Genomic DNA, 25,667 nt, shown 5'->3' on the forward strand with positions numbered 1-25,667 from the left:
GCGAGACTCAGTCTCCCGCGACGTCGAGCGCCTCGGCGAGGGTGAACGCCCCGGCGTAGAGGGCCTTGCCGATGATCGCGCCCTCCAGCCCCTGCGGCACGAGCTGGCGCAGCTCGGCGATGTCGTCGAGGTCGGCGACCCCGCCGGACGCGATGACGGGCTTGTCGGTGCGTCCGCAGACCTGAGCGAGGAGTTCGAGGTTGGGGCCCTTGAGGGTGCCGTCCTTGGTCACATCGGTGACGACGTAACGCGCACAGCCTGCCGCCTCCAGGCGATCCATCACCTGCCAGAGGTCACCACCCTCCTGCGTCCAGCCGCGGGCCGCAAGGGTCGTGCCGCGCACGTCGAGGCCGACGGCGATCGCCTCGCCGTACTCGGCGATCACGTGCGCCGCCCACTCGGGATTCTCGAGGGCAGCCGTGCCGAGGTTGATGCGCTTGGCGCCCGTCGCGAGGGCGGCCTCGAGCGTCGCATCGTCGCGGATGCCACCGGAGAGTTCGATGTTGACCCGCTTCGGGGTGTTCTTGATGACCTTGCGGATGACCGCGGTGTTGTTGCCGCGACCGAAGGCGGCATCCAGGTCGACCAGGTGAATCCATTCGGCGCCCTGACTCGCCCAGTTGTCGGCCGCCTCGACCGGATCGCCGTAGCTGGTCTCGCTGCCGGCCGCCCCCTGGGTGAGACGAACGGCCTTGCCGTCGGCGACGTCGACGGCGGGGAGCAGGGTGAGCTGGGGAGCGGAGTTGAACTCGGTCACAAGGTCGAAAGCGTACCCGGTTCAGCCGCCTGCGCCGTCACAGCGAGCCGATCCAGTTCGCGAGCAGCCGGATGCCGGGTTCCCCCGACTTCTCCGGGTGGAACTGGGTCGCCGACAGCGGGCCGTTCTCGGCCGCCGCGACGAACCGCCCGCCGTGGTCGGCCCACGTGACACGAGGTTGCGCGAACGCCCCGTACGGCTCGAGCGTCCAGTCACGGGCGGCGTAGGAGTGCACGAAGTAGAAGCGCTCGTCGCGGATCCCGTCGAACAGCACCGAGTCGACGGGAGCGTCGACGGTGTTCCAGCCCATGTGCGGCAGCACCGGTGCCTGCAGTTCGTCGACGATGCCCGGCCACTCGCCGAGCCCCTCGGTGTCGACGCCGCGCTCGACGCCGCGCTCGAACAGCACCTGCATCCCCACGCAGATCCCGAGCACCGGGCGGCCGCCGGCGAGCCGACGTTCGATGAGCTCCCCGCCGCGCACCTCGTTCAGCGCCGCCATCACCGCTGCGAACGCCCCGACTCCCGGAACCACGAGGCCGTCGGCATCCATCACCCGCTGCCGGTCGGCCGTCAGGTCGACCTCCGCACCGGCCGCCTCGATCGCCTTGGCCGCCGAGTGCACGTTGCCCGATCCGTAGTCGAGCACGACCACGGATTTGCGTCGGGCCATCGTTAGAGCGCGCCCTTCGTCGACGGGATGCCGCGCACCCGCGCATCGGGTTCGACCGCCTTGCGGAAGGCTCGCGCGAACGCCTTGAACTCCGCCTCCGCGATGTGGTGCGGGTCGCGACCGGCGATTACGGTGATGTGCATCGTGAGGCCCGCGTTGAACGCGATCGCCTCGAAGACGTGCCGCACCATCGACCCGGTGAAGTGGCCGCCGATGAGGTGGTGCTGGAAACCCTGCGGCTCGCCGCCGTGCACGAGGTACGGACGCCCGGAGACATCCACGACCGCCTGGGCGAGTGCCTCGTCGAGCGGTACGAGCGCGTCGCCGTAGCGACCGATGCCCGACTTGTCGCCGAGCGCCTGCTTGATCGCCTGACCGAGCACGATTCCGGTGTCCTCGACGGTGTGGTGCACGTCGATGTCGGTGTCGCCCGACGCCTTCACGGTGAGATCGACGAGCGAGTGCTTGCTGAACGCCGTCAGCAGGTGGTCGAAGAACGGCACCGTGGTGTCGATGTTCGACGTGCCCGTGCCGTCGAGGTCGAGGCTCAGCTCGATCGACGACTCGCTCGTCTGACGCGCGATCTTCGCGGTGCGGGAGGCCATGCCGTCGAGCTTAGTGAGCGCCGCCTGCTCCGAGTTCTGCAAGGGCGGCCAGGAAGTAGCTCGTCTCCTCTTCCGTGCCGGCGGTCACGCGCAGGGCGCCCGGCAGACCGACATCCCGAATGAGGATGTCGCGCTCGCGCAGCGCGCGGAAGGTGGCGTGCGGGTCGGCGACTCCGTCGAACAGCACGAAGTTCGCCTGGCTCTCGTGGGCCCGGTAGCCGAGCGCGGGCAGTTCGGCCAGCAGGCGGTCGCGCTGGCCGCGGATGTCGTCGACCATCGCGAGCATCTCGGGCGCGTGGCGGAGTGCCGCCAGGGCTGCCGCCTGGGTGAGCGCGGACAGGTGATACGGCAGGCGCACCAAGCGCAGAGCGTCGGTCACGGCGGCGTCGGCGGCGAGGTAGCCGACCCGCACGCCGGCGAACGCGAAGGCCTTGCTCATCGTGCGCGAGACGATGAGACGCTCCCGTCCGGGCAGCAGGGTGAGGGCACTGGGCACCTCGTCGGGCATGAACTCCGCGTAGGCCTCGTCGACGAACACCATGCCGCGCGACGCCGCGTAGACGGCCTCGATCGTCTCGATCGGCAGCGGCGTGCCCGTCGGGTTGTTCGGGGCGCAGAGGAACACCAGGTCGGGGTCGGTGCGCTCCACGGCGGCGACGGCCGTCTCGGGTGAGATGCGGTATCCCGCATCCCGCTCGGCCGTCACCCACTCCGTTCCGGTGCCCGCCGCGATGATCGGGTGCATCGAATAGGTGGGCGGGAAGCCGAGCACGCGGCGGCCGGGGCCGCCGAACGCCTGCAGAACGTGCTGGATGATCTCGTTCGACCCGTTCGCCGCCCAGATCTGGTCGGCGTCGAGCCCGTGGCCGAGGTAGCCGGCGAAGGCTGTGCGCAACTCGGAGAACTCGCGATCGGGGTAGCGGTTCGCCCCGAGCACCGCGCGCGCGAGCGACTCGACGATGTCGCGGGCGACGTCTTCCGGGATGGGATGGGTGTTCTCGTTGACGTTCAACGCGTAGCGGACGGCATCCTGCGGGGCCCCGTACGGGGTCATGCCCCGGAGGTCGTCGCGCAGCGGAAGGTCGGAGAGGGAAACCACTCGCGCGAGTCTACTGAGCGCGCGGCGCGGCCTCAGTCGGTGTACTGCGCGGGGATCGCGAGCTTCTGGCCGGGCTGAAGCACCGCCCCGTCGAGCTGGTTGAACGCGGCGACCTGGGCGGCGAACTCGCGCGGGTCTTCGCCCGGGGCGATCTCGGCGGCGAGATCCCAGAGGGACTGCCCGCCGTCGACCGTGACCCAGGTGAGGGAGTCGGTCGCCGCGTCGTTCGTCGCGACGGCGCCCCCCGCGCCCAGGCCGAAGACGAGCGCGGCGATCAGGAGCGGAATGGCGGCCAGTGCCGAGAACACCACGCGACCGCGACGCGTGAGGCGCAGTCGAGGCGAGGTCGGTCGCGCATACCCGGAAGTCGGCAGGTAACTCACGTTTCCGTAGCTCAGTGCGGTCATCTCGTGCTCCTCGTAGCCGGCGTCTGACACCGGGCTTCTTCGGCTGGTCCCGCTTCCGGAACCCCTGGCGGCCGGGCCGGGGGTTCCGGAAGCGAATCTATGTTCCGAACATACCTTCGATCGAACGTATGTTCAACCTCCCCGCCGCAGTTTCTCGACGAATCGGGCGACACACTCGAACAAATGTTTGTCGGAGCGACCGAGAACGGATACAGTTTCGATCGCCGGGATGATTCGATCACCGACCACCGACATCGGCACTCGACCGGCGGCACGAGGAGGCACCGTGGACGACACGCAAGACCAGGACGCCGCAGCAGACCGGCCCCAGACGAGACGACGCACGTCGCTGAGCGAGAAGCAGACGGCCATCCTCGAGATGATCCAGCGCTCCGTCGCATCGCGCGGCTATCCGCCGAGCATGCGCGAGATCGGGGATGCCGTGGGGCTCTCGTCGCTCTCGAGCGTCACCCACCAGCTCACCCAGCTCGAGCTATCGGGCTACCTGCGGCGCGATCCGAACCGGCCGCGGGCGCTCGAAGTGCTCATCGAACTGCCGGGTACCGAATCCTCCGACTCGGGCATTCCCGTCGGCGACGCCGCCATGGTGCCGCTCGTCGGGCGCATCGCCGCCGGCATCCCGATCACCGCCGACCAGCAGATCGACGAGGTCTTCCCGCTCCCCCGTCAGCTCGTCGGCAAGGGCGACCTGTTCATGCTCAAGGTCGTCGGCGAGTCGATGATCGACGCGGCGATCTGCGACGGCGACTGGGTCGTCGTGCGACAGCAGAAGAGCGCCGAGAACGGCGAGATCGTCGCAGCCCTGCTCGACGGGGAGGCGACCGTCAAGGTGTTCCGCCAGCGCGACGGCCATGTCTGGCTGCTGCCGCGCAACTCGGCGTTCGAGCCGATCGTCGGCGACGACGCCGAGATCCTCGGCAAGATCGTCGCGGTGCTGAGGTCGGTCTAGCGCACGACGCTGCGGTCGAGCACGTAGTCCTGAATGGCGACGACCGCTGCTCCGCGGCACCATTCGGCGTCGTCACCGTCGGTCACGAAGAGCCGAACCTCGGACGCCCGAGAGTCGCGGTCCCCCGCGATGCCCTCTCGGACGGCGTCGGCCGCGACGGTCGCGAGCCGCACTCCCTCGCCGCCGAGTACGACGAGTTCGGGCATGGTGAGGTTGGCGACAGCCGCGATGAGCCGCCCGAGCGCGCGCCCGGCATCGTCGACGATCCGACGTGCGGCCGGCTCCTCAGCCGTCGCGAGGTCGAGAACCTCGGCGTACGAGACATCCCGGCCGAGTGCGCCTGTGGCGGCGGCGACGACGGCGCTCTCGGTGAGAACGCTCCGAGCGCATCCGCGGTGACCGACGGGACAGAGCGCCCCGAACGGATCGAGTGGCCAATGGCCGACCAGACCAAGCCCCGCATCGTCATTGCGAACGACCTCACCTCCCACCATCAGCCCGTAGCCGACCCCCGCACCGAGGGTGATGACGGCGAAACGGTCGGCCGAGCGCGCGGCGCCGAACCAGTGCTCGAACTCCGTGAAGGCGACGAGATCGTTGTCGACGACGCTTCGGATCCCGGTGGCCGCCGCGACCAGTTCCGCGAGCGGCACGTTCTCCCACTCCAGGAACGGCGCGGACTGCACGACACCCCGCCTGTCGACCCGCCCGCCGACACCGACCCCGAGGCCGGTCATCTCCGATCCTGCCGGAGTGAGCCTTTCGGCGAGGCGCGCGATGTCCGCAACGACCGAGTCGGGATCACGTGCGAGCAGGGGCGCCGAGGCGACTTCTTGGATGCTCGCCCGGAAGTCGGTGCGGGCTGCGATCACCCGGTCGCCGGTGACCTTCATGCCGATGAACGCCCGCGAACCCGGGATGACATCGAGGGGCCGCGATCGTCGACCGGCGCGGCCTTCGGCGCGCTCTTCGCCCTCGACCAAGAGCCCGGCTTCGATGAGCGGTGTGCTCAATCGGGTGAGTGAGCCGGCGGACAAGTCGAGCTTTCGCGCGATCTCGGTGCGCGAGATGGGGCCGTTGATGAGCACTTCGAGCGCGACCGCGCGGGTGGCCCCGCCTGTCGGCGTCCAGCTGTGCGTATTCACCGGCATCCTTCGTTGGTTTTGCTTCGGAATGAACAGCCGCCATTCTTGCACGAGAACGCCCCACTTGACGAGCGATTGCTTTTGCAATAGAACTAACTCGATGCGTCGTCCTCTCGTTGCACCGAGAGGTTTCGATATCCGACAGGAGACTGCAATGAAGCGTCCAATCCGATCCGTGGCGGTAGGTGCCGCCGGAACGGCCCTCGCCCTCGCCCTCGCCGCCTGCGGCGGTGCCCCCGCCGACACCGGCGGGCCCGTCACGATCACCTTCTGGGGGTCGTACGGCAACGGCGGGAACTCGGCCCAGCAGGAAGTACTCAACGACACACTCATCCCCGCGTTCGAAGAGGCGAACCCCGGCATCCAGGTCGAGTACGTCGACGTGCCGTACGACGACCTGCTCCAGAAGCTCACGACGAGCGCCGCAGGCGACGAACTCCCCGACCTCGTTCGTGCGGATCTGGGTTGGGTGCCTCGCTTCGCCGAGCTCGGCGTGCTCGTTCCGCTGTCCGAGGTCATGCCCGACTTCCAGGAGCTCGCCGACGCGACCTACCCCGGCGTGCTCGCGACGAACCTGTACGACGGCGAGTACTACGGCTTGCCGCTCGATACCAACACCCGCGTGCTCATCACCAACCCGGACGCTCTCGCTGCGGCCGGCTGGGATGCCCCGCCCGCGACGTTCGACGAGTTCCTGGAGCTCGGCGACGACCTCGACGGAACCGGGTTCACCTTGTTCGCCGACGGCGGCCTCGGGGCGTGGAACCTCATGCCCTGGATCTGGTCGGGTGGCGGCGACATCGCCGACGAGGGTCTCACCACCTCGAGCGGAGTGCTCGACTCGGACGAGAACATCGCGACGGTGCAGATGCTCGTCGACCTCTACCAGGAAGGTCGCGCATCGAGCGGTCTCATCGGCAACGCCGGCGCCGTTTCGACGAGCGAAGGTCTCCCCGGCGGCCAGTACGCCACCATCTTCGACGGCCCGTGGATGAACGGCATCTGGGAGAGCCAGTTCGCCGACTTCGCGCCGATCTACTCCCCGATCCCCGCCGGTGACGGCGGCTCGGTGAGCGTCGTCGGCGGCGAGGACATCGTGCTGACAGCATCCTCGGAGCATCAGGAGGCGGCGCTCGAGTTCATCCGGTTCACCCAGACCGAGGAGTTCCAGCTCGCCCTCGTACCGACCGGCCAGCTCACCGTCATCAAGGCGCTCGGCGAGCAGCAGGTCGAGCTCGTGCCGTACTACGAGGTCTTCACCCGACAGCTGGAGACTGCGAAGAACCGTCTCGCCATCACCCGCGCGTCCGAGGTCGACTCGATCCTCAACGCCGAACTGGTGCCGGCCTTCGAAGGCACCGTCTCGGTCGAAGAGGCCCTCCGGAACGCGGCGGCCAAGATCGACGAGCTGCTGGGCTGAGCATGACCTCGTCTCTCACGGCGTCCCCCCGGGCGGCTTCGGCCGCCCGGGGTGGCGCCCGGCGCCGCATCCCGGTCGCGCCGTACCTGTTTCTCGCGCCGGGAGTCATCCTGTTCGGCGCGACGATCCTGTATCCGATCACGCAGGCCGTGCAGATGAGCTTCTTCGACTGGAAGATCGTCGGTTCGGCCGCGAGCGAATTCCTCGGCCTCGACAACTACGTGCGGGCATTCCAGGACGAGCAGTTCTGGCTGTCGTTCGGCAACACCGTCTTCTACCTGGCGGCGACGATCTTTCCGCAGATCATGCTCGGCCTGCTCGTCGCCCTGCTCCTGCACGCCCACAGCCCGGCTCGGCCGCTGTTCCGCGTGCTCTACTACCTCCCCGTCGTGACCAGCTGGGTGGTCGTGTCGCTGTTGTTCCGCTTCTTGTTCGCGGATGCCGGACTCGTCAACTTCGTGCTCGGCGACCTGTTCCACCTCACCGATGGATCGACGTCGTGGCTCGCCGACCGCTGGACGGGCATGATCGCGATCTCCGCCCTCGGCATCTGGAAGGGCGTGGGCTGGTCGATGATGATCTTCCTCGCCGCCCTTCAGGGCGTGCCGCGCACGCTCGAGGAGGCGGCACTCGTCGACGGCGCCAACGCCGTGCAGCGCTTCCGCGCGGTGACGGTGCCGGCGATCCGTGCGGCACTCGCCTTCGTCACGATCATGCTCGTGATCGGCGGCTTCAACGTCTTCATCTCCGTGTACCTGATGACCGGTGGGGGGCCGGCGGGCGAGACCGACGTGCTGCTCACCTACATGTACTACCAGGCCTTCGGCAATCTCGACTTCGGGTACGGCGCGGCCATCGCGGTCATCCTCACCCTGCTGGTCTTCGCGCTCTCGGTGCTGCAACTGCGGCTGTTCCGCGACCGCGACGGGGCGGGGGTCGCCGGATGAACCGCCGCACCCCTCGCCGCACCACCGCCCTCGTGGTGCGCCTCCTGCTGCTCACCGCAGGGGCACTCGTGATGGTGACGCCATTCCTCTACCTGCTGGGGATCTCGTTCACCCCGAACGCGTTCGTGCTCACCACGCCTCCGCAGTTCATCCCCGAGTCTCCGACCCTGGACAACTATGCACAGGCGCTCGAAGCCCAGGACATCCCGCGCGCCTTCCTCAACTCGCTCGTCGTGGCGATCGTCTCGACCGCACTGTCGCTGCTGCTGAGCTCGATGATGGCGTTCGCCTTCGCCCGGTTCGTCTTCCCCCTCAAAGAGACGATCTTCCGCATCCTGCTGGTCGGGCTCATGATCCCCGCGGTCCTGCTGCTGATCCCGCAGTTCGTGCTCGCCAAACACCTCGACCTGCTCGACAGCTATGCGGGGCTCGTGGTGTTCTACGTCGCCGGGTCGCTCGCGCTCAACACCTTCCTGCTGCGCGGCTTCTTCGAGTCGATCCCCGCGGAACTGGATCAGGCGATGGAGCTCGACGGGGCGGGGGTCTGGACCCGCTACTGGCGGCTCACGCTCCCGCTGGCCAAGCCCGGGCTGGCGACGGCGACCATCTTCACCTTCCTGGGGGTGTGGGACGAGTTCACCTGGGCGCTCACCATCCTCAATGATCCCGAGATCCGCACCCTGCCGATCGCGATCCGCTTGCTCGCCGGGGTCGGCAACAACGCGGTGCAGTGGGGCGTCGTGTTCGCGGCGTCCGCGATCGCGGTCATCCCGGTGGTCGTCGTCTTCCTGGTGTTCCAGCGGTACTTCGTGCAGGGCCTCACGGCCGGCGCGGTGAAAGGATGAACATGCTCAGCGACCCGATGCTGCTGCCCCGGCGGGCGGTCGACGTTCCGGGCGCCCCGATCGCGATCGAGGTGCGCAACGCTCCCGCGGGCGGTCGGGTGACCGTTCGGCGACTCGGTGATCCCGTCGCCGAGCAGAACCGCGACGGCGACAGTGACATCGTCCTCGAGGGGCTGCCCGAGGGCGGCTACGGTGTCGAACTGGCTCTGTCCGACGGGCGGCTCGCCCGCACGGCCGTCGACGTGCGAGCGGATGTGCGCACCCGGCTGCGCTACGGATTCGTCGCCGCCTATCCGCCGGGCGCCGACCCCGCGCCGATTGCGGACGTGGTGCGCCGCCTGCACCTCACCGCCGTTCAGTTCTACGACTGGGCCTACCGGCATGCCGACCTGCTCGGCGGAGGCGAGGAGTATCGCGACGCGCTCGATCAGCCGGTGTCGCTCGAGACGGTGCGCGCCTACGCGGCCGCCGTGCGGGATGCCGGAGCCGATCCGCTCGGCTACGCGGCCGTCTATGCCGTCGGGCCGGAGGAATGGCCCGAGTGGGAGCAGCACGCCCTGCTCGCTCCGTCAGGGGCGCCTTATGCGCTCGGCGACTTCTTGTTCCTCGTCGACCCGGCCGCGCCCGAGTGGCTCGCACACTTCACCGCCGACCTGCGGCGTTCGATCGACGAGGTGGGGCTCACCGGCTTCCACCTTGACCAGTACGGCTACCCGAAATATGCGCGCCGCCCCGACGGGGTCGTCGTCGACGTCGCCGAGTCCTTCGTGCGCACCCTCAACGGAATCCGTCGGGCCCTGCCCGCGGCACGGCTGGTGTTCAACAACGTCAACGACTTCCCCACCTGGCGCACCGCGAAAGTGGCGCAGGACGCGCTGTACATCGAGCCATGGGAACCGCAGACGACCCTCGGCGCCCTCGCCGCGACCGCGACCCGGGCCCGACTGTCGGGCGGCGGGCTCCCCGTCGTATTCGCTGCGTATCAGCACGTCTACGACACCGCCGACCGCGCAGCCGCAGACCGCGCGACGGCGCTCACCATGGCGACGCTGTACTCGCACGGCGCGACCCAGCTGCTCGCGGGAGAGAACGGACGGGTGCTCGTGGACCCCTACTACGTGCGCAACCACACGGCCGAGTCCGAGACGCTCGACCTGCTGACCCGCTGGTACGACTTCGTCGTCGAGCACGACGAGGTGCTGCTGGCACCGGGCATCGCCGACGTCACCGACGCCTACGTCGGCGGCTACAACAACGACTGCGACGTGGCTTACACCTCCGCGGAGGTGAGCGAGGAGGCGACCGCCGGCCGGGTCTGGCGACGCATCACCGACGCCGGCGGCCGCCTCGTCGTCCACCTCGTCAACCTCGTGGGCCAACCCGACACGACATGGGATGCGGCGCGTGCGCCGTTCGGAGACCCGGGGGCGGGGCGCATCCGGGTACGGCGTCTCCTCGGATCGACTCCCCGCATCCGGGTCGCGGATCCCGACGGCTCCGGCCGCCTGGAAGAACTCGAGGTACGCCTCGACGGCGACGCCGCCGTTGCGGACCTCCCGACGCTGCGCGCCTGGCAGCTCGTGGTGATCGATCCCGCGGAGCTCGTGCGGGACGGAGCCGAACTGCCGTGAAGAAACCGCTCATCGCCGGCGGAGGGCCGGCGGGATGGTGGCGCTCGGCCGTCGTCTACCAGGTCTACGTGCGCAGTTTCGCCGACTCCGACGGTGACGGGATCGGCGACCTCGGCGGCATCCTCTCGCGGCTCGATCACCTCGAGGACCTGGGCGTGGACGTCGTCTGGCTCGGTCCGTTCTACCCGTCGCCGCATGATGACAACGGCTACGACATCAGCGACTACCGCGGCGTCGACCCCGTGTTCGGAACCCTCGAGCAACTCGACACCCTGCTCGCCGAACTCCATCGACGCGGCATTCGGCTCATCCTCGATCTCGTCGTCAACCACACCTCCGATGAGCACCCCTGGTTCCGCGAGTCGTCGAGCGGCCCGCAGAGCGCCAAGCGCGACTGGTACTGGTGGCGTCCGTCCCGGCCCGGTTGCGAACCGGGGACACCGGGTGCCGAACCGAACAACTGGGAGAGCTTCTTCTCCGGGCCGGCATGGGAGTTCGACCGCGCGAGCGGAGAGTATTTCCTGCACCTGTTCTCGCGGCGACAGCCCGACCTCAACTGGGAGAACCCGGACGTGCGCGAGGCGGTCTACGACATCATGAACTGGTGGCTCGACCGCGGAGTCGATGGCTTTCGTATGGACGTCATCAACTTCATCTCGAAGGACCCGCACCTCCCCGACGGCGTGGTGCGACCGGGTGCAGAGTTCGGCGACGGCTTCCCGTTCTTCGGCTACGGCCCTCGCATCCATCGCTACGTACAGGAGATGCACCGCCGGGTGTTCGCACACCGTCCGGGGGCCTTCCTGACCGTCGGGGAGATGCCCGGCGTCAGCCCTGAGCAGGCCGCGCGATTCACCGACCCGGCCCGCGGAGAGTTCGACATGGTCTTCCAGTTCGAGCACATGGGCGTGGACCAGAGCGAGTCGAGCAAGTGGCAGCCGGTCCCCTTCGAACCGCCGCGGCTCATCCAATCGCTGGTGCGCTGGCAGGACGCCCTCGCCGAGACGGGGTGGAACAGCCTCTACTGGAACAATCACGACCAACCGCGAGTCGTCAGTCGGTTCGGGGACCCTGAGCGGTACTGGTACGAGTCGGCGACTGCGCTCGCGGCCGTGCTCCACCTGCAACGCGGCACCCCCTTCGTCTATCAGGGCGAAGAGCTCGGGATGACGAACATGCCGTTCACGTCACTCGACGAGGTGCGCGACATCGAATCGCTCAACCACGCGCGCAAGCAGCCGGAGGCAGACGCGCTCGACCGCATCCGCCGGGTGGGGCGCGACAATGCCCGCACGCCGATGCAGTGGACGGACGGGCCGGCCGCCGGGTTCACGACGGGAATCCCGTGGATCGGTGTGAACCCCAACTCGTCCTGGCTCAACGCCCGGTCCCAGCGGCGCGCGAAACGAAGCGTCTACGAGTTCTACCGCCGGTTGATCCAGCTGCGACACACCCTTCCGGTCGTCGTCGACGGCGCATTCGTTCACCTTCCGGTACCGGAGTCGTCCGTCTTCGCATTCGTTCGACGGCGCGACGACGAGGTGCTGCTGGTGACGGCGAACCTGAGCAGCGAACCGGTCGGAATCGACCTCGCGCAGACCCACGAGGACGCCTCGCCGGGCCGCACGTGGACGGTGGAGCTCGGCAACTACGACGACGCCGATCCGGAAACACTCCGGGCGTGGGAGGTCGTCGTGACGCGGGCGCTCGCCCTCTGACTCAGGTCGCGGGGGACGCGACGTGGCGGGCGATCCAGCCGCGCACGAGCGACATGAAGCCGGCATGGTCGTCACGGAAGACCGTGTGACCCGACCCGCTGATCGACGTCACCGTCATCCCGCGGCCGCGCAAGCCGTCGGCGACCGCTCGGGAGATGAGCAGGCTCTTCTCGGCGAGGATGACCAACGTGGGCGCGACGAGGTTCAGCGGAGGAACCAGCGGGCGGGTGTTCACGAAGCCCAGGATCGTGCGCTTGTCCCAGACGCGCAGCGTCGCGAGTTCGATCGCGACGTCATCGGCATCCCATCCGGGATTGAGCCGGCGCAGCATCCACGCGCTCGGCCGGGGGGCGAGCGTGAACGCCGTCTTCAGTGCGAACCCGCGCACCCCGCGCGGAAAGGCGAAAGCGGGGTCGACGTAGATCGCGGCGCGCGGCGTGAACTGGTCGGCGACGATGCTCGCGACGAGCGCGCCGAGGGAGTGCCCCATGAGCAGGTCGGGCGGCGCGTCGAGCTCCGCCTCGAGGGTCTCGGCGACATCGGCGGCCCAGCGGCGCGGCGAATAGCGACGGGATCGCGGACTCGAACCGTGACCGGCAAGATCGACCGCGACTACCTCATAGCCGTCGTCCCGAAGATCGGCGGCGACCCGGTGCCAGGCGCGGTGGTCGGACATCATCCCGTGGATGAGCACGGCCGTGCGCGGTCCGGATCCGGACCGGTGCACGGCGAGTCGCATACGCCTGACGGTAACTGCGCCGGCTGGGCGGTTGCCCAGCCGACGCAGTGAGTTCGCCTGGCTCAGCTCCCGAGTGCCGAGCGGATCATCCGTGCGATGCGGTCGGTCGCCAGCAGCTTGATGCGCGTGCCGTCTTCCTCGTATTCGGTCTCGAGCACCCGCGCCTTCTGATGAGCGAGCGCCACGACGTCGCCGCGGTCGTACGGCACCAGCAGGTCGAGTTCGACATCCCACTGCGGGAGCCGCTCGGCGATGCGCTCACGCAGCTCGTCGATCCCCTCCCCCGTGCGGGCGCTCACGAAGATCGCGTCGGGTTCGAGCCCGCGCAAGACCAACCGGCGGTCATCATCCACGAGGTCGGCCTTGTTGAACACCACGATCTCGGGCAGGTCGCGTGCGCCCACCTCGCCGATCACGTCGCGCACCGTGGCGAGCTGAGCCCCGGGGTCGGGATGCGCGCCGTCGACGACGTGTACGATGACGTCGGACGAACCGACCTCCTCGAGCGTCGAACGGAACGCCTCCACCAGTTGGGTCGGCAGGCTGCGCACGAACCCGACAGTGTCGGCGAGCGTGAACTCCCGTCCGTCGGGGGTCGACGAGCGGCGCACCGTCGGGTCGAGGGTCGCGAACAGCTGGTTCTGCACGAGCACGCCGGCCTGTGTCAGGCGGTTGAGCAGACTCGACTTGCCGGCGTTCGTGTACCCGGCGATCGCGACGCTCGGCACCTCGAAGCGGTCGCGGTTGGCCCGCTTCGCCTCGCGAGCCGGCGCGAACCCCTTGATCTGCCTGCGCAGCTTCGCCATGCGGTCATGGATGCGGCGGCGGTCGAGCTCGATCTTCGTCTCACCCGGACCACGGCTGCCCATGCCCGCGCCGCCGGAGCCCACCTGGCCACCGGCCTGACGGGACATCGACTCGCCCCAGCCGCGCAGTCGCGGCAGCAGGTACTCGAGCTGCGCCAACTCGACCTGCGCCTTGCCCTCGCGGCTCTTGGCGTGCTGGCTGAAGATGTCGAGGATGACCGCGGTGCGGTCGATCACCTTGACCTTCACCTGGTCCTCCAGCGCACGCCGCTGGCTCGGGGCCAGCTCGGTGTCGGCGATCACGGTGTCGGCCCCGAGCGCAGTCACGATGTCGGCGAGCTCCTGCACCTTTCCGCGGCCGAAGTAGGTCGACGGGTCGGGATGCGGGCGGCGCTGCAGCAACCCGTCGAGCACGACGGCGCCCGCGGTCTCGGCGAGGGCGGCGAGTTCGCGCAGCGAGTTCTCGGCCTCGTCGGCATCCCGGTTGTATACGCCGATGAGCACGACGTTTTCGAGACGCAGCTGCCGGTATTCGACCTCGGTGACGTCGTCGAGTTCGGTGCTCAGCCCCGGCACGCGCCGCAGGGCGGCACGTTCTTCGCGGTCGAGCTGCTCGCCGTCGAGGTCGGCGGTGCTGGTCTCGTCGTCGTGGAGGGCCTCGGCCCGGCGGTCGCCGAACCGGCTCACCGTCGCCGCACGGGCTTCCTCAGCCGCGAGAATCCGCCCGATGGCGCGGTCCGGCTCCGTCGCCCGGGAATCAGTGGTCTGGGATTCGGTCATTGTCGTCTCACCCTAGTTCTCTAGCTCTGGTCGTTTTCGGTAGGTTCATACGCATGCCCGCCCCCGAGCACTACTTCTCGGCGAACCCCGGCGGAGAACTCGTGCCCCGCACCATCCAGGTGCGTCTTGCCGGCCGCGATCTCGAGCTGACGACGGCCAACGGCGTGTTCAGCCCGGAACGAGTGGATGTCGGCACCTCGGTGCTGCTGTCCCACGTTCCGGCGCCACCGCCCGGCGGCAATCTGCTCGATCTCGGCTGCGGCTGGGGGCCGATCGCGATCTCACTCGCGCTCGAATCCCCGCGGGCCACGGTCTGGGCGGTCGACGTCAACGAGCGCTCACTCGAACTGGTGCGCCGGAACGCCGCGCAGCTCGGGTTGACGAACATCAACGCCGTCACCCCCGACGAGGTTCCGGCTGATGCGATGTTCACCACGATCTGGTCGAACCCGCCGATCCGGGTGGGCAAGAACGAACTGCACGCCATGCTGCTGCACTGGCTGCCGCGGCTCGAGCCCGGCTCGGACGGCTGGCTGGTCGTACAACGCAACCTGGGGTCCGACTCGCTGCAGCGCTGGCTGCAGGCGGAGCTGCCGAGAGAGTTCGCGGTCTTGCGCGCGGCCACCAACAAGGGCTACCGAGTGCTGCGCTGCCGGCGTCGTTCGGGTCTGACTCAACCGATCGACATCATCGACAAGACCGTGGTCTCTTAGAGCAGCTTCATAGTTCCCGAGAATACCAGCTCGGCCGGTCCGCTCAGCAGCACGTGGGCGCCGTCCGCCGTCGGCGTAACCCGCACGCCTACGGTGCCGCCGGGAACGTCGACGCTCCAGGCATCCGGGGCGCCCTCCCCCGCCCAGTGCCGGGTCGCCAGCGCGGCCGCAGCGGCACCGGTGCCGCAGGAGAGCGTCTCGCCCGAGCCGCGCTCGTGCACCCGCATCCGGATGCGGCCGACGCCGTTCTCGACGAGCGGATCGGCCGGCACGACGAACTCGACGTTCACGCCGTCGGGCGGCAGCGGCGTCACGACCGGGGCATCGCCGAGGTCGAGGGCATCCAGCTCGCTGTCGTCGGCGAGGGCGACGACGACGTGCGGATTGCCGACCCCGACCGCGAGACCCGGGCGGTCGACGTGCAGCCCGTCCGCCGCCACCATGGCGTCGCCGGCGACGACGAACGGGCCGAGGTCGACTTCGAAGCCGGCGGCCGTGCGGGTGAGCTGTCGCACCCCGCCGCGTGTGCCGATGGCGACCGTCTCGCCGACGGCGAGATCGAGCAGACCCTGCGCGATCAGGTACGACCCGTAGACGCGGATGCCGTTGCCGCACATCTCCGCGGGGCTGCCGTCGGCGTTGTGGTAGTCCATGAACCATTCGGCGGCGGGGTCCTCGGCCAGGGCCGCGGCGCCTTCGGGCAGGTTCGCCGAGCGGACCGCGCGGATGACGCCATCCGCACCGACGCCGAAGTGCCGGTCGGCAAGGGCGGCGAGGTCGTCGGCATCCAGGTCGACCCGCCCGTCGGGGTCGGCGAACAACACGAAGTCGTTGCCCGTGCCGTGCCCCTTGGTGAAGGCGATCCGGCGTTCGTCGATCTGGGTAGCCACCAGGCGATGGTATCTGCGGTCGGCGGTCACGCGCCGACGACGGCCATCGCCGCATCGACGCGAGCGGGGTCGTCCGCGTCGAGCCACCGGGTCTGCCGGTAGCGCCCGAACCAACTCACCTGGCGGCGGGCGTAGCGGCGGGTGAGGGCGGCCGCCTGTTCGATCGCCTGCTGCTCGGTCGACTCGCCGCGCAACTGGGCGACGGCCTGCGCGTAGCCGATCGCCCGGCTCGCGGTCACCCCGAGGCCGGCCGGCATCAGTCGCTCCACCTCGGCGACGAGGCCCTCCCGCCACATCCCGTGCACGCGTTCGTCGAGACGTTCGACGAGTCGCTCGCGGGGGATCCGCAGCCCGATCGTCACGCTCGGGCGCCAGAGTGCCGTCTCGTCGGGCAGCCCCGCGCCGAACGGGGCCCCGGTGATCTCGATCACCTCGAGGGCACGCACGAGCCGCCGCCCGTTGGCCGGACCGATCGCCGCCGCGGCCGCCGGGTCGACATTCTGCAACCGGCGATGAAGCAGGCCGGGGCCGCCCGACTCGAGATCGGCTTCGAGCCGCGCCCGCACGTGCGGGTCGGTTCCCGGGAACTGGAAGTCGTACAGCACGCTCGACACATAGAGGCCGCTGCCTCCGACGAGGATGGCCACGGCATCCCGCGCGAGGATCCCGTCGACCACCTCCCGGGCCTCGACCTGATAGCGGGCGACGCTCGCTTCCTCGCGCGGCTCGAGTACATCGAGCAGATGGTGCGGGATGCCGCGTCGCTCCGCGAGCGGAACCTTCGCGGTGCCGATGTCCATGCCGCGGTAGAGCTGCATCGCGTCGGCATTGACGATCTCCGCGTCACGGCCCGCATCGCGGAGCCGGGATGCGAGGTCGAGCGACAGCGACGACTTGCCGGTGCCGGTGGCGCCGACGACCGCGATGAGCACGCGCGTCAGCTCGCGGTGGAGTGCAGGCCGATCGTGGGGAGGCCGATCGTCGGCAACCCCAGGCTCACCCGTCCGGCGGCGTCGACCGGGGTGGCGGGAACGGCGCACGACTCGGCTTCGGCACGGTCCCAGGCATCTCCGGCGCGGGTGCGCCGCACGGGAAGCTCGGCGCCCGCAGGTGCGGCGATCAGGAAGTGCGGGGCGGCGCGGATGACCTCGACCGTGACGACGTCGCCGGGACGCGGGATCTGGCTGCCCTCGGGCACCTCGAAGTGCACGAGCCGGTTGTCTTCCGCGCGGCCCGACAGGCGACCCCGCTCCACGTCGCGACGGCCTTCGCTCGTCGCCACCAGCACCTCGACGGTGCGGCCGACCAGCTTCTGGTTCTCTTCGGCGGAGATGCGCTCCTGCAGCTCGATGAGACGCTCGTAGCGCTCCTGCACGACCTCCTTCGGCACCTGGTCGGGCAGCGTCGCCGCGGGGGTACCGGGGCGGATCGAGTACTGGAAGGTGTAGGCCGAGGCGAAGCGGGCCTGCTCCACGACGCGCAGCGTCTCGGCGAAGTCCTCCTCGGTCTCCCCCGGGAAGCCGACGATGATGTCGGTCGAGATCGCCGCGTGCGGCATCTTCGCGCGGACGCGGTCGAGGATGCCGAGGAACTTCTCGGAGCGGTACGAGCGACGCATGGCCTTGAGGATGCGGTCGGATCCCGACTGCAGCGGCATGTGCAGCTGCGGCATGACGTTCGAGGTCTCGGCCATCGCGTCGATGACGTCGTCGGTGAAGGCGGCGGGGTGCGGGCTGGTGAACCGCACCCGTTCGAGCCCCTCGATCTCGCCGGCTGCACGCAGCAGCTTGCCGAACGCGAGGCGGTCGCCGAACTCGACGCCGTAGGAGTTCACGTTCTGCCCGAGCAGCGTCACCTCGATGGCGCCGTCGGCGACGAGCATCCCGATCTCGGAGAGGATGTCGCCGGGGCGGCGGTCCTTCTCCTTTCCACGAAGCGACGGCACGATGCAGAAGGTGCACGTGTTGTTGCAGCCGACCGAGATCGACACCCACCCGCTGTGGGTGGAGTCGCGACGGGTCGGCAGAGTCGACGGGAAGATCTCGAGCGACTCGAGGATCTCGATCTGGGCTTCGTCGTTGTGGCGCGCGCGCTCGAGAAGACTCGGCAGGGACCCCATGTTGTGGGTACCGAAGACGACGTCGACCCACGGAGCCTTGTCGAGGATGACCGACTTGTCCTTCTGGGCGAGGCACCCGCCGACGGCGATCTGCATCCCCTCGTGTTCCCGCTTCGTGCTCGCGAGGTGGCCGAGAGTTCCGTAGAGCTTGTTGTCGGCGTTCTCACGCACGGCGCAGGTGTTGATGACGACGACATCCGCGACCCCGCCGTCGGCCCGCACGTAGCCGGCGGCCTCGAGGCTGCCGGAGAGCCGCTCGGAGTCGTGCACGTTCATCTGGCAGCCGAAGGTGCGCACCTCGTAGGTGCGCGGCTGCGCGAGCACGGTCATGCTCGGAATCCTACGCGCGCCTCGCTGGCAGCAACGACGAAGGGGCCGACGTCGCCGCCGGCCCCTTCGCGAGATCTCACTAGTCCTGGGTGATGGTGAGGGTGAAGGTTCCGCCCGTGTACGTGCCGTCGAGGTCGATGGAGTCCTCGGCCACCGGCCCGGTCATGTCGACGGCGCCGTCCGTGAACGCGACGTGGATCGCGAGGGTGTCGCCGCTCACGGTCCAGGTGTCGCTCGCGTCGTCGTAGGAGTCACCGTTGTAGGTGAGGCCGACCGTGCCATCGCCCTGGAACTCGAGGCCCCAGGAGTCACCGTCGGAGTCGACGCCGCTCCACGAGGTGCCGGAGAGGTCGATCGTGTCGGTGTCGCCACCGGTGTCACCGCCGGTGTTGCCACCGGGGGTCGGAATCCCGAAGCACGCGGTGAGCGAGGCAAGCAGGAGCAGGGTTGCGGACGCGGTTGCAAGGGTGCGACGAATAGTCATGACCGTCACCTTAGCGCTGGCTGTGGATCAGCGGAATGCGACACCACGGCGCGCACTCGACGGGAGCGCCTGATCGACGGCGGCCCGAATCGTGCTGCTGCCATAGCCGCGGCGTGCGAGGTAGGCGCTCAGCCGACGCACCGCCGTCTCGCGGTCGAGGTGGTGCAACTGGCCCGCGCGCTTGACGGCGATCTCCCGGGCCCTCGACAGCTCGTCACCGGTGTCGATGAGGTCGAGCGCGTACTCGATGGCGGCAGGGGCGAGAAGCCGTCGCGTCAGTTCCGCGGCGATCGCCGACCGACCGAGCCCCTTGCGCTCTTGCAGCGTGCCGACGAGGTTCTGGGCGAGGGCGATGTCGTCGACATAGCCGTCGCGTTCGAGACGCGAGACCTCGTCGACGATCTCGTCGTCGCTGAAGTCCCGATCTCGCAGGTGACGCTCGAGCTCGCGACGGGAGAGCCCGCGGCGGGCGAGCGCGCTGATCGACACGTTGCGCGCGGCGCCGGGGGCTGGTTCGGCGGATGGCGGGAGGGAACGGCTCGACGACGCCGGATCGTGGAGGGGGGCTTCCACGCTCGTGACCTCGACGGGCGTGACGCCCGGGAGGTAGGTGACGCGAGCGAGCGCGCCGTCGCCGTCGAGCCGTTCCATGGGGGCTACTCCCCTGCCGCGCGCAGTGCGGCGGGCTCTTCGGCCACCGGCGTCTGCGTCGGCTTCTCGACCACAGGCTTCTCCACCACAGGGACGATGGAGGCCACGTTCGACGCTTCCGCCGCCGCAGCCGCCTTGCCCGCGGCACCGACCCCGAGCTTGGCGAGGATCTTGGTTTCGATCTCGTTCGCCATGTCGGGGTTCTCGAGCAGGAAGTTGCGGGCGTTCTCTTTGCCCTGGCCGAGCTGGTCGCCGTCGTAGGTGTACCAGGCGCCCGACTTGCGCACGATCTCGTGCTCGACGCCGTAGTCGATCAGGCTGCCCTCGCGGGAGATGCCGATGCCGTAGAGGATGTCGAACTCGGCCTGCTTGAACGGCGGGGCCATCTTGTTCTTGACGACCTTGACGCGGGTGCGGTTGCCGACGGCATCCGTTCCGTCTTTCAGGGTCTCGATGCGGCGGATGTCGAGACGCACCGACGCGTAGAACTTGAGCGCCTTGCCGCCCGAGGTGGTCTCGGGGCTGCCGAAGAACACACCGACCTTCTCGCGCAGCTGGTTGATGAAGATCATCGTGGTCTGCGTCTGGCTGAGCGCGCCGGTGAGCTTGCGGAGCGCCTGCGACATGAGGCGGGCCTGGAGGCCGACGTGCGCGTCGCCCATCTCGCCCTCGATCTCGGCACGGGGCACGAGTGCCGCGACGGAGTCGATGACGATGAGGTCGATCGAGCCGGACCGCACGAGCATGTCGGCGATCTCGAGCGCCTGCTCACCGGTGTCGGGCTGCGACACGAGCAGCGAGTCGATGTCGACGCCGAGCTTCTTCGCGTACTCGGGGTCGAGCGCGTGCTCGGCGTCGATGAACGCCGCGATGCCGCCGCCCTTCTGCGCGTTCGCGATGGCGTGCAGGGTCAGAGTCGTCTTACCCGACGACTCCGGGCCGTAGATCTCGACGATGCGGCCGCGCGGGATGCCGCCGATGCCCAGCGCGACGTCGAGGGCGATCGAGCCGGTCGGGATGACGGCGACCGGCGCGCGCTCGTCGCTGCCGAGTCGCATCACCGAGCCTTTGCCGAACTGTCGGTCGATTTGGGCGAGAGCGGTCTCGAGGGCCTTCTCGCGGTCTGCAGGACTGGGCATTGCGGTCTCCTTCAGTTCGGCGAGACGGTCGCCTCGCATGCTGTGCGCCCATCGGCTGCCGTTCTCTCGCTGACCGGTGAAGCAAGGTCAGCGCCCTCACGGCAGGGCTAGTCGGTGTCCGACGAGTGCGACGCTACGCCCGGGGTCCGACATCGGCCGGGACCGACGGGCGAAACGCGCACAACTCGTCTTCGAATGACTCTGTGGAGGACACTACGCGCATCCGAACGAATGTTCGAGAGGTTTCGAACCTCGGCGTGTCGCGGGGCGATCAGCCGCGAGCGGGCTTCGGACGACCGGCGCCGTGCCACCGCTCGACGGGAACCTCTTGCACGCGGCACATGGCGATCCAGACGTCGCGAGCCGGGATGCCGACGGCGAGCGCCTGCTCGGGCGTGCGGTTGCCCAGCTCGACGATCACGGTGTCACGGAGCAACACGCGCCCGAAGGCACCGAACTCGTCGTCGACGGCCCGGGTGAACTCGCTGAGCTTCAGCGGACGGCGAGGTCGGCGTCGAACTCGGCGACCAGCTCGTCGGGCAGCGTGTCGGGCACGCGGTCGAACGACGGGCCGGCGTGGAACGAGACGCCCTCGATGACGGCGAGACGGTCGCCCACCTCGCGCATGATGACCGAGATCGGGGTGTCGAGCGCGTCGGCGACCGAGGCGAGGATCTCGCTCGACGCCTCCTTCTGACCGCGTTCCACCTCGGAGAGGTAGCCCAGTGCGACCGAAGCGCGCGACGCCACCTGGCGCAACGTCATCGCCTTCTGGAGGCGGAAGTCACGGAGGACGTCACCGATTTCCTGACGGACCAGAACCATGGTGTCCTCCTTCACAAGGTCTTGGGAACCCTGGCGGGCTCCGGGTGGGGTGGTAAGGCTACCCCACCGATATACCTGAACTCTAATTCGCGTCGCCTAGGGAAACCCTGTGACGACACGATCTGTAACGAGATCGAAACGGCATCTATTCCGGGAGTGACATCGACGCCAGCTCGATCGCTGCATCAACGGTCTCACGTCGGATGCTCGCCCGGTCACCTCCCAGTTCGAGGCGCACCGAGCGGATGCCGGCCGCCGTCGCGACGGCGATCCACACCTCCCCCGGCGCATGACCGTCCTGCGGGTCGGGGCCGGCGGCTCCGGTCGTCGCGAGTCCGATGTCGGCGCGCAGCCGCTCGCGCACACCGGACGCCATCTGTTCGGCGACCGCCGCCTGGATGGGGCCTCCCGCGGCGAGGAGGGCGGCATCCACCCCCAGCAGGTCGTGCTTCAGCTCGGTCGCGTACGCCACGATGCCGCCCCGTACGACGGCTGAGGCACCCGGGATGGAGACGAGTTCGGCGACGACCAGACCGCCGGTGAGCGACTCGGCGACGGCGATCGTCAGGCCACGCTCCGTCAGGGTGCGGATGAGGTCGGCGGGTCTCGACACGGGCGCTGCGCGCCCTACTCGACCGACGAGGTGGGCGGGGTGGATGGCCTGGACGGGCGGCCCTTGTAGGCCTGCCAGAGGTACTCGACGCCGCTCACCAGGGTGATGATCACCGCGAGGGTCATCAGCACGGCGTTGACGACGTGCATTCCGTCGCCGAAGAAGGTCCACAGCGGGATGATGGCGGCCGAGATCGCGATGATCTGCACCCAGGTCTTGATCTTGCCGAGCAGGGATGCGGCGATGACGTGGTCGCGGAGCGCGACGAACCGCAGCACCGTGATGCCGACCTCGCGGAAGAGGATGACGCCGGTCACCCACCACGGCAGCTCGCCGAGGATGCTGAGCGCGACGAGCGCCCCGCCGGTGAGGAGTTTGTCGGCGATCGGGTCGAGCAGCTTGCCGGCGTCGGTGACCAGGTTGCGGCGGCGGGCCAGGAACCCGTCGACGCCGTCCGTCGCGGACGCGAAGATGAACAGCCCGCCGGCGATGTAGCGGAGGTAGCCGTCAGCCCCCGCGTCGAGCAGCAGCAGCACGATGAAGACGGGGGCGAGCAGCATCCGGAACACCGTGATGATGTTGGCGAGATTGCCCGCACTGGCGGTTCCTTCACCGCCACGCACGACGCGACCGCGCATCGGGTTGACCCTCGGCGTGGGAGGTCCGTCGAGAGCCATCGTCACTCCCTGCCGGTCAGACTCCAAGCGTCCCCATCCGAGCCGCCGTCGTCATCAGGATACTCCGAGCCCGCGGCCCCGGCCGTCGCGGCGGGAGCCCCGCGCAGCCGGGCGAGTACCTCGGGAAGCTGCTCCGCGGTGACGAGCACGTCGCGGGCCTTCGACCCTTCGCTCGGGCCGACGATCTCGCGCGACTCGAGCAGATCCATCAGCCGCCCCGCCTTCGCGAAACCGACCCGCAGCTTCCGCTGCAGCATCGAGGTCGAGCCGAACTGCGTGTTGACGACCAGCTCGGCCGCCTGCAGCAGCACTTCGAGGTCGTCGCCGATGTCGGCATCCACTTCCTTGCGCTCGACGACCGCTTCGACGTCGGCACGGTACTCGGGCCGGGCCTGCGCGGTGACGTGGGCGACGACCGCGTGGATCTCGTCTTCGGTGACCCACGAGCTCTGCACGCGGATCGCCTTCGACGCGCCCATCGGCAGGAACAACCCGTCGCCCTGGCCGATCAGCTTGTCGGCGCCCGGCTGGTCGAGGATGACGCGGCTGTCGGTCATCGAGGAGACCGCGAACGCCAGTCGCGACGGCACGTTGGCCTTGATGAGCCCGGTGACGACGTCCACCGAGGGGCGCTGGGTGGCGAGCACGAGGTGGATTCCGGATGCCCGCGCGAGCTGGGTGATGCGCACGATCGAGTCCTCGACGTCGCGCGGCGCGACCATCATGAGGTCGGCGAGCTCGTCGACGACGACGAGCAGGTACGGGTAGGGCTGCAACTGCCGCTGCGACCCGACCGGCAGCACGATCTCGTTCGACAGCACGGCCCGGTTGAAGTCGTCGATGTGGCGGAACCCGAACGACGCGAGGTCGTCGTACCGCATGTCCATCTCTTTCACGACCCAGGCGAGCGCTTCGGCCGCCTTCTTCGGGTTGGTGATGATGGGCGTGATGAGGTGCGGGACGCCCTGGTAGGCGGCGAGTTCGACGCGCTTGGGGTCGATGAGCACCATCCGCACCTCGGCGGGCTTCGCGCGCATGAGCACGCTCGTGATCATCGAGTTGATGAACGACGACTTGCCCGAGCCGGTGGAGCCGGCGACGAGCAGGTGCGGCATCTTCGCGAGGTTGGCGACGACGAAGCCGCCCTCGACGTCTTTGCCGAGCCCGATCGTCATCGGGTGCTGCGAGCGCGCGGCGGCGCTGGAGCGCAGCACGTCGCCGAGGGTGACGATCTCGCGATCCTTGTTGGGGATCTCGACGCCGATCGCGCTCTTGCCGGGGATCGGCGACAGGATCTGCACCTCGTTCGACGCGACCGCGTACGACAGGTTCTTGGCGAGCGCGGTGACCCGCTCGACCTTGACCCCGGCGCCGAGTTCGATCTCGTAGCGGGTGACCGACGGGCCGCGGCTGAAGCCGGTGACCTTGGCGTCGACCTGGAACTGGGTGAGCACCTCGGTGATCGCGGCGATCGTCTCGTCGTTCGCGGGGGTGCGGGTCTTCGGCGGCGTGCCGGCCTGAAGGCTGGATGCCGCGGGCAGCCGGTAGGGACGGCGTTGCGCCGGCGGGCGGGGCGCGGCGATCTCGGGGTCGGGCAGCTCGGTGGCGACCGACTCCCCCGAGCCCGCCCCGAAGCCGTCGTCCTGCAGCCCCCGCGCGCGCTGGGGAACCTCGCCGGTGAAGCGGCGCACGGCATCCTCGGCCTTGTCGAGTTCGGCGAGCAGGTCGAACGGGTTGACCTCCGACGGCGGCACGATGACATCCGTCACGTGTTCGCGGGCGACCGGGGTGTCGAACGCCGGGTCGCCCGTGGAGTCCTTCTTGCGGCGCCACCACGGCATCGATGCCGGGTCTTCGGGCTCGAAACCGAGGTCGGTGAGCGAGCCGAGTTCGAGCTGGTCGGCGGGTGTCTTCGGCGCCCGCGTCGGCAACTCGGCGCCGAACAGATAGCTGTAGGCCTCGCCGAGGCGCGCGCCGATGCGGTTCGGCGGCGTCTTGGTGAGGATGAACAGCGAGAGCAGCATGAGGCCGCCGGCGAGGGGAACCGCGAGCCACGACGCGCCGATCGTGACGAACGGCTGGGCGACGATCCAGCCGAGCACGCCGCCGCCGTGCGCCATCGCGACGGCACCGTCGGCGGGTTGCGGTTGCCCGCCGAACAGGTGGCTGAGTCCGCTGACGCTGGTCAGCAGCAGCACGAGCCCGATGCCGAGACGGCCGTTGTCGTGCACGCTCGACGGATGCCGGAACAGCCACACCGCGAACACCAGCATGATCACCGGCAGGGCGAACGCGACGCGCCCGAACAGGCCGCCGAAGGTGTAGGCGTCGAGGGCGATCGCGACCTCGTGCGTCGGGTTGAACCACTCGACGATCGCCCCGCCGATCGCCAGCACGATCAGCAGGAACGGCACCCCGTCGCGACGCTCCTCGGGGGCGAGGGTCTCTTTGCCGAACAGTCGTGCGGCACCGCCGACGATGTGGGCGAGTCCCATCCAGAGGCTGGTCAGCGCACCGGGTTCCTCGGTCTTCGCCGGCGACTTGCCCTTCGGGTAGCGCTTCGTGGCCGCCGACGTGGTCGAGCGCGCGCGCGAGGTCGAACGCGCACGCGCGTTTGACGACCGGGTGCTCGTGGCCATGCGGTCACGGTACCCGCGGGGCGCGCCCCCACCGGGGAGCGACAC

General features: G+C 69.2%; 26 protein-coding genes. 7 read left to right on the top strand and 19 right to left on the bottom strand.

The features are described 5' to 3' along the window. Positions 1 to 7 precede the first annotated feature (7 nt). From priA to IE173_RS05240, 5 genes are read right to left on the bottom strand one after another with little or no spacing between them, the layout of a single operon-like run. Positions 8 to 757, bottom strand: a complete 750-nt coding sequence (gene priA / locus IE173_RS05220; RefSeq protein WP_191282295.1) for a bifunctional 1-(5-phosphoribosyl)-5-((5-phosphoribosylamino)methylideneamino)imidazole-4-carboxamide isomerase/phosphoribosylanthranilate isomerase PriA — start codon at positions 755 to 757, stop codon at positions 8 to 10. A 37-nt stretch (positions 758 to 794) separates the two neighbouring features. Beyond that, positions 795 to 1,430 (bottom strand): imidazole glycerol phosphate synthase subunit HisH, encoded by a 636-nt coding sequence (hisH, locus tag IE173_RS05225; protein ID WP_191282296.1) that lies wholly within the window; start codon positions 1,428 to 1,430, stop codon positions 795 to 797. Positions 1,431 to 1,432: 2 nt separating this feature from the next. Further along, on the bottom strand, positions 1,433 to 2,035 hold the full coding sequence (hisB, locus tag IE173_RS05230; RefSeq protein ID WP_191282297.1) for an imidazoleglycerol-phosphate dehydratase HisB: 603 nt from the start codon (positions 2,033 to 2,035) through the stop codon (positions 1,433 to 1,435). A 10-nt stretch (positions 2,036 to 2,045) separates the two neighbouring features. Further along, a complete protein-coding gene (locus tag IE173_RS05235; protein ID WP_191282298.1) occupies positions 2,046 to 3,134 on the bottom strand; it encodes a histidinol-phosphate transaminase in 1,089 nt (362 codons plus the stop codon). A gap of 32 nt (positions 3,135 to 3,166) precedes the next feature. Then, positions 3,167 to 3,541 (bottom strand): hypothetical protein, encoded by a 375-nt coding sequence (locus IE173_RS05240; RefSeq protein WP_229841894.1) that lies wholly within the window; start codon positions 3,539 to 3,541, stop codon positions 3,167 to 3,169. 286 nt (positions 3,542 to 3,827) lie between these two features. On the opposite strand from IE173_RS05240, the gene lexA reads away from it, so the two are divergent. Then, entirely contained in the window at positions 3,828 to 4,511 is a 684-nt protein-coding gene (gene lexA / locus IE173_RS05245; protein ID WP_229841895.1) for a transcriptional repressor LexA, read from the top strand. Here the strand turns inward: lexA and IE173_RS05250 are convergent. After that, entirely contained in the window at positions 4,508 to 5,662 is a 1,155-nt protein-coding gene (locus IE173_RS05250; protein ID WP_191282300.1) for an ROK family protein, read from the bottom strand. The genes lexA and IE173_RS05250 overlap by 4 nt on opposite strands. 148 nt (positions 5,663 to 5,810) lie before the next feature. Between IE173_RS05250 and IE173_RS05255 the strand changes: the two genes are divergently transcribed. Genes IE173_RS05255 through IE173_RS05275 form a run of 5 tightly spaced genes read left to right on the top strand, consistent with a single transcriptional unit; the run spans position 5,811 to position 12,217 of the window. Next, positions 5,811 to 7,076: an extracellular solute-binding protein gene (locus IE173_RS05255; RefSeq protein ID WP_191282301.1), complete on the top strand. Its 1,266-nt coding sequence runs from the start codon at positions 5,811 to 5,813 to the stop codon at positions 7,074 to 7,076. A gap of 2 nt (positions 7,077 to 7,078) precedes the next feature. After that, complete coding sequence (locus IE173_RS05260) at positions 7,079 to 8,023, top strand: carbohydrate ABC transporter permease (protein WP_191282302.1); 945 nt, start codon at positions 7,079 to 7,081, stop codon at positions 8,021 to 8,023. Continuing rightward, a complete protein-coding gene (locus tag IE173_RS05265) occupies positions 8,020 to 8,868 on the top strand; it encodes a carbohydrate ABC transporter permease (protein WP_191282303.1) in 849 nt (282 codons plus the stop codon). Before IE173_RS05260 ends, IE173_RS05265 begins: the two co-directional genes overlap by 4 nt. Before the next feature lie 2 nt (positions 8,869 to 8,870). Then, the gene (locus tag IE173_RS05270) at positions 8,871 to 10,499 is read left to right on the top strand and encodes a glycoside hydrolase family 66 protein (RefSeq protein ID WP_191282304.1); all 1,629 of its coding nucleotides are present in this window, start codon (positions 8,871 to 8,873) and stop codon (positions 10,497 to 10,499) included. Continuing rightward, positions 10,496 to 12,217 carry a glycoside hydrolase family 13 protein gene (locus tag IE173_RS05275; protein WP_229841897.1) on the top strand — a complete coding sequence of 574 codons (1,722 nt, stop codon included), beginning with the start codon at positions 10,496 to 10,498 and terminating at the stop codon, positions 12,215 to 12,217. Before IE173_RS05270 ends, IE173_RS05275 begins: the two co-directional genes overlap by 4 nt. Position 12,218: 1 nt before the next feature. Here the strand turns inward: IE173_RS05275 and IE173_RS05280 are convergent, their stop codons facing one another. Together IE173_RS05280 and hflX are read right to left on the bottom strand one after the other, a co-directional pair. Continuing rightward, a complete protein-coding gene (locus tag IE173_RS05280; protein WP_191282305.1) occupies positions 12,219 to 12,956 on the bottom strand; it encodes an alpha/beta fold hydrolase in 738 nt (245 codons plus the stop codon). A gap of 62 nt (positions 12,957 to 13,018) precedes the next feature. Then, positions 13,019 to 14,542 carry a GTPase HflX gene (gene hflX / locus IE173_RS05285; protein WP_191282306.1) on the bottom strand — a complete coding sequence of 508 codons (1,524 nt, stop codon included), beginning with the start codon at positions 14,540 to 14,542 and terminating at the stop codon, positions 13,019 to 13,021. 53 nt (positions 14,543 to 14,595) lie between these two features. On the opposite strand from hflX, the gene IE173_RS05290 reads away from it, so the two are divergent. Beyond that, positions 14,596 to 15,255 carry a class I SAM-dependent methyltransferase gene (locus IE173_RS05290; RefSeq protein WP_191282307.1) on the top strand — a complete coding sequence of 220 codons (660 nt, stop codon included), beginning with the start codon at positions 14,596 to 14,598 and terminating at the stop codon, positions 15,253 to 15,255. Here the strand turns inward: IE173_RS05290 and dapF are convergent. The 11 genes from dapF to IE173_RS05345 all read right to left on the bottom strand — a co-directional run bounded on the left by dapF (position 15,252) and on the right by IE173_RS05345 (position 25,622). Then, positions 15,252 to 16,145, bottom strand: a complete 894-nt coding sequence (gene dapF / locus IE173_RS05295; RefSeq protein WP_229841898.1) for a diaminopimelate epimerase — start codon at positions 16,143 to 16,145, stop codon at positions 15,252 to 15,254. The genes IE173_RS05290 and dapF overlap by 4 nt on opposite strands. Positions 16,146 to 16,171: 26 nt before the next feature. After that, on the bottom strand, positions 16,172 to 17,077 hold the full coding sequence (gene miaA / locus IE173_RS05300) for a tRNA (adenosine(37)-N6)-dimethylallyltransferase MiaA (protein ID WP_373298448.1): 906 nt from the start codon (positions 17,075 to 17,077) through the stop codon (positions 16,172 to 16,174). Positions 17,078 to 17,082: 5 nt separating this feature from the next. After that, positions 17,083 to 18,594: a tRNA (N6-isopentenyl adenosine(37)-C2)-methylthiotransferase MiaB gene (gene miaB / locus IE173_RS05305; RefSeq protein WP_191282308.1), complete on the bottom strand. Its 1,512-nt coding sequence runs from the start codon at positions 18,592 to 18,594 to the stop codon at positions 17,083 to 17,085. A gap of 79 nt (positions 18,595 to 18,673) precedes the next feature. Next, complete coding sequence (locus tag IE173_RS05310) at positions 18,674 to 19,078, bottom strand: hypothetical protein (protein WP_191282309.1); 405 nt, start codon at positions 19,076 to 19,078, stop codon at positions 18,674 to 18,676. 27 nt (positions 19,079 to 19,105) lie between these two features. Next, complete coding sequence (locus tag IE173_RS05315) at positions 19,106 to 19,729, bottom strand: regulatory protein RecX (protein ID WP_191282310.1); 624 nt, start codon at positions 19,727 to 19,729, stop codon at positions 19,106 to 19,108. A gap of 5 nt (positions 19,730 to 19,734) precedes the next feature. Further along, complete coding sequence (gene recA / locus IE173_RS05320) at positions 19,735 to 20,868, bottom strand: recombinase RecA (protein ID WP_191282311.1); 1,134 nt, start codon at positions 20,866 to 20,868, stop codon at positions 19,735 to 19,737. Between the two features lie 271 nt (positions 20,869 to 21,139). Next, complete coding sequence (locus tag IE173_RS05325; RefSeq protein ID WP_191282518.1) at positions 21,140 to 21,364, bottom strand: DUF3046 domain-containing protein; 225 nt, start codon at positions 21,362 to 21,364, stop codon at positions 21,140 to 21,142. Further along, positions 21,361 to 21,693 (bottom strand): helix-turn-helix domain-containing protein, encoded by a 333-nt coding sequence (locus tag IE173_RS05330; protein WP_191282312.1) that lies wholly within the window; start codon positions 21,691 to 21,693, stop codon positions 21,361 to 21,363. Before IE173_RS05330 ends, IE173_RS05325 begins: the two co-directional genes overlap by 4 nt. Positions 21,694 to 21,838: 145 nt before the next feature. After that, on the bottom strand, positions 21,839 to 22,306 hold the full coding sequence (locus IE173_RS05335; protein ID WP_191282313.1) for a CinA family protein: 468 nt from the start codon (positions 22,304 to 22,306) through the stop codon (positions 21,839 to 21,841). Between the two features lie 14 nt (positions 22,307 to 22,320). After that, positions 22,321 to 22,944 (bottom strand): CDP-diacylglycerol--glycerol-3-phosphate 3-phosphatidyltransferase, encoded by a 624-nt coding sequence (pgsA, locus tag IE173_RS05340; protein ID WP_191282314.1) that lies wholly within the window; start codon positions 22,942 to 22,944, stop codon positions 22,321 to 22,323. A 41-nt stretch (positions 22,945 to 22,985) separates the two neighbouring features. After that, positions 22,986 to 25,622 carry an FtsK/SpoIIIE family DNA translocase gene (locus IE173_RS05345; protein ID WP_191282315.1) on the bottom strand — a complete coding sequence of 879 codons (2,637 nt, stop codon included), beginning with the start codon at positions 25,620 to 25,622 and terminating at the stop codon, positions 22,986 to 22,988. Between the last annotated feature and the right edge of the window lie 45 nt (positions 25,623 to 25,667).

Origin of the sequence: Pseudolysinimonas yzui (genome assembly GCF_014653215.1) — a bacterium.
Lineage (GTDB): Bacteria > Actinomycetota > Actinomycetes > Actinomycetales > Microbacteriaceae > Pseudolysinimonas_A > Pseudolysinimonas_A yzui.